We start from the raw sequence: 10679 nt of genomic DNA on the forward strand, positions 1-10679 counted from the left end.
GATTGATGGTCTTGTCCATTACGCCGCTCCCTCGACCAGAAGGCTGTCGGCATAGACGTGAACGCGGGAGGGGTCGAACACGAGGCCAGCGGCCTTGCCCTGTATCGAAAAGCCCGGCGGCACCCTTGCGGCAAATTTGGCATCGCCGATACGTACCTGCGCGAACCTGACCCGGCCGAGATCGTCGATCCGCTCGATGTTGGCCGCCAGTAAGCCCGGCGCCAGCGGCGCGACATCGACGAATTCGGGACGCACCCCGATTTCGATCTTGGCGCCCGCCGGCAGGCCGTCATAGCTGCGGTTCAGCGCAATGGTGTGGCCATCGATCCGCGCCTCGCGCCCCCTGACTTCGGCCGCTACGATGTTCATGCCGGGCGAGCCGATGAAATAGCCGACAAAGGTATGGGCCGGCTTTTCGAACAGTTCCGCCGGCGTTCCGCTCTGCACCACGCGGCCGTCATGCATCACGACGACCGTATCGGCGAAGGTCAGCGCCTCGGTCTGGTCGTGGGTGACATAGATCATGGTGAGATCGAGATCGCGATGCAGCGCCTTGAGCTTCGACCGCAACTGCCATTTGAGTTCGGGATCGATCACCGTCAGCGGTTCGTCGAACAGCACGGCCGCGACATCAGACCGGACCAGGCCGCGGCCGAGCGAGATCTTCTGCTTGGCATCGGCCGTCAGCCTTGTCGCCTTGCGCGTCAAATAGGGCGTGAGGTCGAGCAGACGCGCGATCTCGGCGACCCGGGCGTCGATCTCGGTTTTTGGCACGCCGCGATTCCTGAGCGGAAATGCCAGATTCTGGCCGACACTCATGGTGTCGTAGATCACGGGAAACTGGAAGACCTGCGCGATATTGCGCTTCTGGGTCGACAGCGGCGTGATGTCAGTGCCGTCGAACAGGATCTTGCCCCGCGAGGGGGTGACAATCCCCGATATGAGATTGAGAAGCGTGGTCTTGCCGCACCCCGAAGGCCCGAGCAGCGCATAGGCGCCGCCCTGCCGCCAGGTCATCGTGACAGGCTTGAGCGCAAAGGAAGCGAGATCGGCGGCATTGCCGGTGTAGGAATGTGCGAGATCGACGAGGTCAATGCGGGCCATGCGCCATGTCCCTCACATCGCGCCGGGCGCGGCGACCAGACGGTCGGCGGCATCGAACACAAACAAATTATCCGGATCGAGCACCGCGTCCAGCACGTGCCCCGGTTCGTATTCGTGCACGCCCTGCAGCACCGCCACCCAGTTGGAGGCATCGCGGTTAAGGTGCACGAAACTTTCCGAGCCGGTAATTTCGGTCACCGTCACGGTGGCATGAAAGGCGTGGCGGCCGGCGATGCCGTGGGCCACTTCGAGCTGGTGGGCGCGGAAGCCGACCCGGTAGGTGCCGTCGCGGAGACCGGCATAAAGCCCGGTGGCCGGCGCCTGCACCCCGCCGGCATATTGCACCGAACCGTTCTTCTTTTCGATCCCGACGATATTGAGCGGCGGATCGGAAAATACCTGGGCGACGCGGATGGTCTCGGGATGGCGATAGACCTTGGAGGTATCGCCGGCCTGCAGGACCTTGCCCTCCCACATGCAGACGGTACGCCCGCCCAGCAACAAGGCTTCCGACGGTTCCGTGGTCGCGTAGACGAAGATCGCGCCGGAGGCCTCGAAAATGCGCGGCAACTCGGTCCGCAGTTCCTCGCGCAGCTTGTAGTCGAGATTGGCCAAGGGCTCGTCGAGCAACACCAGATCGGCGCCCTTGACCAGCGCGCGGGCGATCGCCGTGCGCTGCTGCTGCCCGCCGGACAGTTGCAGCGGCGTGCGGTTCAAATACGGCTCGAGCTTCAACAGCTGTGCCGCCTCCTGCACGCGCTTTTCGATTTCCAGGCGCGGCTTGCCCTGAACCCGCAGCGGCGAGGCAATGTTTTCATAGACGCTCAAGGAGGGATAGTTGATGAATTGCTGATAGACCATCGCCACCGAGCGCTTCCGCACATCGACGCCGGTGACATCCTTGCCGTCGACCATGACGCGGCCGGCCGTCGGCTTGTCGAGACCGGCGAGCAGCCGCATGATCGAGGTCTTGCCCGAAAGGGTCGGGCCGAGCAGCACGCTCAGCGTGCCGCGCTCAAGCGTCAGCGAGACATCGCGGATGGTCGGGATGCCATCGATGGATCGCGTGATGCCTTCGAGATTAACGGTCAATTTCGCCCTCCCGCTTCGCGCACGGGACGTTCGGAGGAAACATGATGGGATGATATCCAGTCGTCGATAGCGGCAATCTCGGCAGGCGACAATCGCAAGCCAAGCTTGGATCGCCGCCATACGACGTCCTCGGCAGTCAAGGCCCACTCCGATGCCATCAGGTATCGGACCTCGGCCTCCGTCAAGGTGGCGCCAAACGATTGGCCGAGATCAGCCATCGATTTCGCATTGCCTAGCAGCTTGCCGGCGCGGGTGCCATAGGCGTGCGCCAGCCGGCTGGCATGTACCGGGCGGAGAAAAGGATAGCCGCGCAAAAGCTCCGCGGTCAGCGCCTCGACCGCCGATACGTCCATATCGCCGCCGGGCAGCGGCGATTTCGCGGTCCAGCCCTCGCGCGCCTTGAAATCCTCGCGGGGCGTGAAATCCTCGCGGGGCGTGGCGCTGCGCAAATACGGCGAAAGGCGCTCCAGCGCCTCCTCGGCGAGGCGGCGATAGGTGGTGATCTTGCCCCCGTAGATCGATAGCAGCGGGGCGCCGCCGGGGGTGTCGAGTTCGAACACGTAGTCGCGGGTGGCGGCCTTGGCTTCGCTGGCGCCGTCGTCATAGAGCGGGCGAACGCCGGCATAGTTCCAGACCACATCCTCGGGCCTGACCGGTTTGGCCAGGTATTCGCTGACGGCATCGCAGAGATATTTTATCTCTTCCGTCGAGGCTTTGACCTTTGCCGGGTCGCCATCAAAATCGCGATCGGTGGTGCCGATCAGCGTGAAGTCGTCCTGATAGGGAATGACGAAGACGATACGGCCGTCGCTGTTCTGAAACATATAGGCGCGGTCGTGGTCATAGAGTTTCCGCACCACGATGTGGGACCCCTGCACCAGCCGCATGTTTGCTTTCGCGTTGACGCCGGCGCCGGACGCTAGCACCTGCTCGACCCAGGGTCCGCCGGCGTTGACCAGCACCCGGGCTTTTATCGTGCTGCGCTCGCCATCCAGGGTATTTTCAACCGTAACCTGCCAGATGCCGTCGACCTGCCTGATCTCGATGGCGCGGGTGCGGGTACGGATTTCCGCCCCGCGATCGGCGGCATCCCGCGCGGTGAGAACCACGAGGCGCGCGTCATCGACGAAACAGTCCGAATATTCGAAACCCCTGACGTAGCGGTTGGGAATCAGGGGACGCCCGACTTCGTCGCGCGTCAGATCGACCGAGCGCGTCGGCGGCAGCAGGTTGCGGCCGCCAATATGGTCGTAGAGAAACAGGCCGAGCCGGAGCAGCCAGGCTGGACGCAGTCCGGCATGGTGCGGCAGTACGAATCGAAGCGGGCGAATGATGTGCGGCGCGATCTGCCAGAGGATTTCGCGCTCGATCAGCGCTTCGCGCACCAGCCGGAACTCGTAATATTCCAGATAGCGCAGGCCGCCATGCACGAGCTTGGTCGACCAGGACGACGTCCCGCTCGCCAAATCATTCATTTCGCAGAGGAAAACCGAATTTCCCCGACCGGCCGCATCGCGCGCGATGCCGCAGCCGTTGACGCCGCCGCCGATGATAGCGAGGTCGAAAATCCGATCCAAAAGGCACGTCCCCCTGCGCTCGCCTGTTCACTTCAGCGATTTCGCTTTCGGTTTTGATTAACTCACAACCAAATGCGAAAGCAAGCGAAAATCGTACTATTTCAGGCGGACGAGGGTCGGAGCCGGCTCGGCCCCCGCTTCGTCAATGTCGGCCGATGATTTCGGCATCGCCTCGATCACCGCGATGCCGCGGGTATGGCAGATGTTGGCCAGTCCCGCCGGCAGCGCCGCGTCGGTGACAAAGGTCTGGATCTGGCTGATATGGGCGATGCGGACCGGGGCGCTGCGCCGCAGTTTTGTCGAATCGGCGACCAGGATGACGCTGCGGGCATTGGCGATGATGGCCTGCGCCGCCTGCACCTCGCGGTAATCGAAATCCAAGAGCGCGCCCTCCTCGTCGATCGCCGAGGCCCCGATGATGGCGTAGTCGACCTTGAACTGGCCGATCAGGCTGATCGCGGTCGAGCCGATCACGGCGCCGTCGGCCCGCCGCACCGCGCCGCCGGCCACAATCACCTCGATGCGGGGATGCCGGTACAACAGCATCGCGACATTGAGGTTGTTGGTGATGACCAGGAGATCCTGATGCGAGGTGAGCGCGCTTGCGACCTCTTCGGTCGTGGTGCCGATATTGATGAACAGCGATGAGCCGTTGGGAATAAGCTGCGCCGCCGCGCTGCCGATGGCCTTCTTCTCGTCGGCGGCGACGAAACGGCGCGCCTCATAGGCAAGGTTCTCGACTCCGGAGGCAATGATGGCGCCGCCATGAATGCGCGTCAGCGACCGATGATCGCACAGATCGTTCAAGTCCTTGCGGATGGTCTGCGCCGAGACCTCGAAGCGCCGGGCCAGATCCTCCACCATCACCCGGCCAAAGGCGCGCGCGATATTCAGGATTTCGGTTTGGCGGTTGGTCAGTCCGGTCACGATGGCACCTTTGCAATTTGGAAGTTCTCCATGGTGCGATCCTTCCGGCATCCGGTCAACGCGGCGGTCGGCCACAAGCGCACGAGAAAACGAACCATTCAAGTCTGGATTCAGTCGATAATTGGGATAAGGTCGCCCCACCTGCATTAGAAGAATTGAAAAAATCCCAGGGAGGAAACCATGCTCGACACCACGCTTGACGCGCGCGTCCAGGCCTTGCTCGACAAATTCGGCGCCGCGCTTGAGGCCGGCGATCTCGACACTGCCGTGGCCTTGTTCGCACCCGAATGCTATTGGCGCGATCTCGTTGCCTTCACCTGGAACATCAAGACCATGGAAGGCCGCGACGAGGTCCGCGCCATGCTCGGCGCTTGCCTGGCGCGCGTGAAGCCGCGAGACTTTAAAATCGCCGAGGGCGAGAGCGCGAGCGAAGCAGGCGGCGTGACCGAATGCTGGATCTCGTTCGAAACCGAGGCCGCGCGCGGCTTTGGTCTGATCCGTCTGCAGAACGGCCAGATCTGGACGCTTCTGACGACCATGGTCGAACTCAAGGGCTACGAGGAAAAGGCCGGCTTCACCCGGCCGTTCGGTGCCCGGCACGGCGTCCACCCCGGCGGCAAAACCTGGAAGGAACTGCGCGACGAGGAAACCGAGCAGCTCGGTACCAAGACCCAGCCCAACGTGCTGATCATCGGCGGCGGCCAGGGCGGCATCGCGCTCGGCGCGCGGCTGCGCCAGCTCGGCGTGCCCACCCTGATCGTCGAAAAGAACGCGCGCGCCGGCGATTCCTGGCGCAACCGCTACAAGTCGCTCTGCCTGCACGATCCGGTCTGGTACGATCATCTGCCCTATATCGACTTCCCGAAGAACTGGCCGGTATTCTCGCCCAAGGACAAGATCGGCGACTGGCTGGAAATGTACACCAAGGTCATGGAGCTGAACTACTGGACCGGCACCACGGCCAAACATGCCGACTGGGACGATGCCAAGAAGGAATGGACCGTCGTGGTCGAGCGCGACGGCAAGGAGATCACGCTGCGTCCCAAACAGCTGGTGTTCGCGACGGGCATGTCGGCCAAGCCGAACCTGCCGCGCTTCAAGGGCATGGACAGCTTCAAGGGCGAGCAGCATCATTCCTCGCGCCATCCCGGTCCCGACGCCTACAAGGGCAAGAAGGTGGTCGTGGTCGGCTCCAACAATTCCGCCCATGACATCTGCGCCGCGCTGTACGAGGCCGGCGTCGACGTCACCATGGTGCAGCGCTCGACCACCCATATCGTGCGCTCGGATTCGCTGATGGAGAGCCTCGGCGATCTCTATTCCGAGCGCGCGGTGCGCGGCGGCATGACGACGGCGAAGGCCGATCTGATCTTCGCCTCGCTGCCCTACAAGATCCTTAATCAGTTCCAGAAGCCGGTCTACGACAAGATCCGAAAGGACGATGCCGATTTCTATGCGGGGCTGGAGAAGGCCGGCTTCAGGCTCGATTTCGGCGAGGATGATTCCGGCCTGTTCATGAAATATCTGCGCCGCGGCTCCGGCTATTACATCGACGTCGGCGCCTCGCAACTCATCATCGACGGCAAGGTCAAGCTGGTCGCAGGCCAGGTCGAGGAAATCACGCCTAATGGCGTCAGGCTCGACAACGGCAAGGAATTGCCGGCCGACGTCATCGTCTACGCCACCGGCTACACTTCGATGAACGGCTTTGTCGCCGATCTCGTCAGTCCGGAAATGGCCGCCAAGGTCGGCAAGGTCTGGGGTCTCGGCTCGAACACGACAAAAGACCCCGGCCCATGGGAAGGCGAACAGCGCAACATGTGGAAGCCGACGCAGCAGGAAGGCCTCTGGTTCCACGGCGGCAACCTGCACCAGTCGCGCCATTACTCGCAGTTCCTGTCGCTGCAGCTGAAGGCGCGCTACGAGGGCATCCCGACCCCGGTCTATGGCCTGCAACCGGTCTATCACAAGAACTGATTCCGCAAGCTGCGCGGCGGGGGCTCGCGGGTTGCGGGCCCCGACCGCGCAAACCCAAGAGCTGCCTACGCCACCAGCTTCAGCCCGCCATTGGCCAGGCGAAATGCCGCCTGCTCGGCCTCGCGGGCATTGCGATAAAGCTGCCCTTCCATCGCATTGAAGCGGTGGGTGGCGGCGAAAAATCGATAGCCGTCCGGATTGCGCACGACGATCCCGACCGTCTGCGCGTTGACTTCGATGATGTAAGTGTCCGACATGTTTTGAATTCCTCAATCCGGGCTTACAACCGGGCAGGCGCGCAGAAGTTCCACGCTTCAACAGCGCGGCACAACCCGTCATCACCGGGCTTGTCCCGGCCAAGACGAAGATCATTTGAAACTATCCCAGCCGGCATCCGGCGTGAATCGGCCGCCGAATTTTGCCGCCAGCGCGCGCAGCGCCGCTACCACGTTCTCCGGGCCCCGGCTGCGTGCATAATTCAGCGGGCCGCCGCGGAAGGGCGCATAGCCGGTGCCGAAGATCATGGCGCCATCAACGCCGTCGGCATGGTCGACGATACCCTCGCGCAGGCACGCGACGCAGACATTCGACATCGGCAGGATCAGCCGGTCGATCATTTCCTCGGTCGGCGGCGCTGTCGGCGGCGAACCCGACGTCTTGTCGGCCTTGCCGTCCTTCCAGACATAAAATCCCCTGCCGGTCTTGCGGCCGAGATCGCCGCTTGCGACCTTGTCGCGCAGCCAGGCCGGCGCCTCCGGCAGCAAATCGCCAAATTTCGCGCGCAGCATGTCGCCGACAGCAAGACAGATGTCGAGGCCGACCTGGTCGGCGAGTTCGACCGGGCCCACCGGCATGCCGAATTTTTCCGCTGCCGCGTCGATCGTGCGCTTGTCGATCTTCTCGTCCAACATCAGCATGGCCTCGAGCATGTACGGCGTCAGCGCGCGGTTGACGAGGAAGCCCGGCGAACTCTTGACCGGCAGCGGCAGCCGGTCGATGGCGCCGACAAAGGCCAACACCTGCCGCAGGATCTGCGGATCGCTGGCGTCGTGGCTGACGACCTCGACCAGTTGCAGCCGGCTGACCGGATTGAAGAAGTGCAAGCCGACCAGCCGCTCCGGCCGGTGCAAGCCCGCGCGCAGATCCTGCAGCGGAATGCTCGACGTGTTGGTGGCGAGGATGGCGCCTGCCTTCATCTTCGGCTCGATGCCGGCATAGAGCTTCTGCTTCAGTTCGAGCTGTTCCGGCACTGCCTCGATGATCAGGTCGGCCTGGCCTGCGCCGAAGCCGTCGAGATCGGGGACCAGCCGGTCCAGCGCGTCGCGGATCTCGGCAGGCTTGCGCATGATCTTGCCGTAGAGGTCGGCGGCCCGCTTGATCGCACCCGCGATCGGCTCCGGCTTCATGTCCGATAGCGTGACCCGTAGCCCCTGACTGGCGCACCAGGCCGCGATGTCGCCGCCCATGGCGCCGGCGCCGATGACATGAACGTGGCCGATCGCGCTGCCGCTTGCTGCGACTCTCTTCATCTGCTCGCGCAGGAAAAAGACCCGGATCAGGTTTTGCGCCGTCGGCGTCACCATCAGCTGGGCAAAGGAGGCCTGCTCGGCGGCCAGCATCGCAGCCTTGTCACCGCCGTGCTTTTCCCAGAGAGCGATCAGCGCTGACGGCGCGGGGTAGTGCTCCGATGGCGCGGCCTTCTCGGCCTCGGCGCGCATCCGCGGGGCGAGTAGACCCCGCACCGGGCTTGAATTCAGAACGCGGTTCAGCAGAGCGGGCCGGGCCGGTTTCAAATGGCCGAACACGGCATCCTTGACGGCAGGGCGAACATGCCGCTCCTGGGTCACGGCATCGACCAGGCCAAGCGACTTGGCCTTGCGCGCGTCGATGGTCTTGCCGGTCAGCATCAGCCTCATCGCCTCCGTCGGATTGACCAGGCGGGTGAAGCGCGCGGTGCCCCCGAGACCGGGATGCAGGCCGAGCATGACTTCCGGAAAACCAAAGCGCGCGCCCTCGATCGCGATCCTCAACTGACAGGCCAGTGCGACTTCAAGGCCGCCGCCGAGGCAAAAGCCGTGGATCACGGCAACGGTCGGAAGCCTGAGGCCCGCGAGGCGGTCGATCACCGCATGGGCCCGGCCGATCGCGGTTGCGACCGGTTGCGGATCGGTGACGCCGCGGAATTCGTTGACGTCGGCACCGGCGATGAAGCCGGATTTTTTCGCCGATCGAATGACAAGTCCCGCCGGCCGCTGGCTCTCCAGTGCCGCCAGCACGGCATCCAGTTCTTCGATCAGCTCTGAGGCCAGCGTGTTGGCGCCGGCGCCTTCGCGGTCGAACAGCAGCCAGGCAATGCCGTCGGCATCCAGCGTCAGCCTGAAATGCCGGTAGGGCCCGCTTGCCGCGGGCTTCGGCCCGAGTTCGAGCACGCGATCGCCGAGAACGTCCATGATCTTGCTGTCCATGACGCGCCCTACACCATCTCGATCAGCATCGCGCCGCCCTGCCCGCCGCCGATACATTCGGTAGCGATGCCGCGTTTGGTGCCCAATCGCTGCATCGCATTGACGATGTGCAGCACGATGCGGTTGCCGCTGCAGCCGACGGGGTGCCCGAGGCTGATGGCGCCGCCATCGACATTGAGTCTTGCCGGGTCGATCGGTCCGGCAACGCCGTCCAGTCCCAGGATCTCGCGGCAGAACTTTTCGTCGTTCCAGGCGGCGAGACATCCCAGCACCTGCGTGGCAAACGCCTCGTTCAGCTCCCAGGTCTCGACGTCCCCGAGCGACAATCGATTGCGCTTCAGCAGCGCGGTCGAAGCCAGCACCGGGCCGAGGCCCATGACGCTCGGATCGAGCGCCGACCATTGGCTGTCGACGATCACAGCCTTCGGCGTCAGGGCGTGCTTTTGCACCGCAGCTTCCGAGGCCAGGATGGTCCAGCACGCACCGTCGCTGATCTGCGAGGAGTTGCCGGCGGTGACCTGACCCCACGGCCGCTCAAACACCGGTTTCAGGCCCGCGAGCTTCCCGGGCGTGGAATCCGGCCGCACGCCATCGTCATGATCATAGAATTTTCCGTCACGCGCGAATGCGGTTTCGACCTCGCCCTTGAGAAAACCCTGCGCCTGCGCGAGCGCCAGCCGCTTGTGGCTTTCGGCGGCATAAACGTCCGACTGCGCGCGGGTGATGCCAAAGAGGTGGCCGACCACTTCGGCGGTTTGTCCCATGTTGAGTTCGGTGATCGGATCGGTCAGCCCGCGCTCGAGGCCGATGACCGGCTTGAAAAAGCCGGGGCGGGCCCTCGCAATGCCCGCGATCTTGCCGAGAATTCCCCTGGCGCCGGCGAGGCCTGCGAACCAGCGCACGCCCTTGAGCGGCCACACCAGCGGCGCGTAGCTCAGGGCTTCCGCGCCGCCGGCCAGGATCAGATCCGAGATGCCCTCGCGGATATAGCGAAAGCCGGTATCGATCGACTGCATGCCGGAGCCGCAATTGATCTGCACCGTGAACGCCACCATGGCTTCGCCCATGCCGAGCCGAAGCGCCGCGACCCGGGCGGGGTTCATCTCGTCGGCAATGACATTGACGCAGCCGAGGATGACCTGATCGAAGGCCGTGGGCGAAAACGGCTGCCGCGCCAATAGCGGCCGGCCGCATTGCACCGCGAGATCGACCGGCGTGAACGGCCCCGGCCCGCTCCTCGCTTTCAGGAACGGCGTCCGGCTGCCGTCAATGATGAAAACCGGTCGCGCCATCAGCTCGCTGCCCTTGCTCACCCGGCTGCCGAAGGAATTGATGCACCGCGGCGGCCTTGTTGTAAATCGGCGAAAAAGCGTCCGCCGCGAAATCGTCGGCCGGGATGAACCCCACGGCTTGATCGCAGCCTCTATCTGATTTCTTCAACCTGGTGCTGATGCCCCCGAAACACATTTCCACTCCCGGATATGGCCGGCACGCCTACATTTCCCGGCGATCGCGCCGGTCACGAGAAACAACTTCG

At 63.9% G+C, this 10679-nt stretch carries 8 protein-coding genes; 1 reads left to right on the forward strand and 7 read right to left on the reverse strand.

Features of this window, described 5'->3' with window-relative positions; translation table 11 throughout:
* Positions 1 to 18: 18 nt before the first annotated feature.
* The 4 genes from ABSG20_RS19785 to ABSG20_RS19800 all read right to left on the reverse strand — a co-directional run bounded on the left by ABSG20_RS19785 (position 19) and on the right by ABSG20_RS19800 (position 4700).
* Complete coding sequence (locus tag ABSG20_RS19785; protein ID WP_423866201.1) at positions 19 to 1104, reverse strand: ABC transporter ATP-binding protein; 1086 nt, start codon at positions 1102 to 1104, stop codon at positions 19 to 21.
* Positions 1105 to 1116: 12 nt separating this feature from the next.
* A complete protein-coding gene (locus tag ABSG20_RS19790; protein ID WP_423866202.1) occupies positions 1117 to 2196 on the reverse strand; it encodes an ABC transporter ATP-binding protein in 1080 nt (359 codons plus the stop codon).
* On the reverse strand, positions 2193 to 3773 hold the full coding sequence (gene glpD, locus ABSG20_RS19795; RefSeq protein WP_423866203.1) for a glycerol-3-phosphate dehydrogenase: 1581 nt from the start codon (positions 3771 to 3773) through the stop codon (positions 2193 to 2195). The genes ABSG20_RS19790 and glpD overlap by 4 nt, the downstream gene beginning before the upstream one ends.
* A gap of 96 nt (positions 3774 to 3869) precedes the next feature.
* Positions 3870 to 4700 (reverse strand): DeoR/GlpR family DNA-binding transcription regulator, encoded by an 831-nt coding sequence (locus ABSG20_RS19800; RefSeq protein ID WP_423866204.1) that lies wholly within the window; start codon positions 4698 to 4700, stop codon positions 3870 to 3872.
* Between the two features lie 180 nt (positions 4701 to 4880).
* Between ABSG20_RS19800 and ABSG20_RS19805 the strand changes: the two genes are divergently transcribed.
* On the forward strand, positions 4881 to 6677 hold the full coding sequence (locus tag ABSG20_RS19805) for an NAD(P)-binding domain-containing protein (RefSeq protein WP_423866205.1): 1797 nt from the start codon (positions 4881 to 4883) through the stop codon (positions 6675 to 6677).
* A gap of 65 nt (positions 6678 to 6742) precedes the next feature.
* Here ABSG20_RS19805 and ABSG20_RS19810 read toward each other — a convergent pair whose 3' ends face one another.
* From ABSG20_RS19810 to ABSG20_RS19820, 3 genes are all read right to left on the reverse strand, one after another.
* Positions 6743 to 6934: a hypothetical protein gene (locus ABSG20_RS19810; RefSeq protein ID WP_423866206.1), complete on the reverse strand. Its 192-nt coding sequence runs from the start codon at positions 6932 to 6934 to the stop codon at positions 6743 to 6745.
* A 111-nt stretch (positions 6935 to 7045) separates the two neighbouring features.
* Positions 7046 to 9142 carry a 3-hydroxyacyl-CoA dehydrogenase NAD-binding domain-containing protein gene (locus tag ABSG20_RS19815; protein WP_423866207.1) on the reverse strand — a complete coding sequence of 699 codons (2097 nt, stop codon included), beginning with the start codon at positions 9140 to 9142 and terminating at the stop codon, positions 7046 to 7048.
* A gap of 8 nt (positions 9143 to 9150) precedes the next feature.
* The gene (locus ABSG20_RS19820; RefSeq protein WP_423866208.1) at positions 9151 to 10434 is read right to left on the reverse strand and encodes an acetyl-CoA C-acetyltransferase; all 1284 of its coding nucleotides are present in this window, start codon (positions 10432 to 10434) and stop codon (positions 9151 to 9153) included.
* Between the last annotated feature and the right edge of the window lie 245 nt (positions 10435 to 10679).

Source organism: Bradyrhizobium sp. (genome assembly GCF_049512235.1).
In the GTDB taxonomy this organism is placed as follows: Bacteria; Pseudomonadota; Alphaproteobacteria; order Rhizobiales; family Xanthobacteraceae; genus Bradyrhizobium.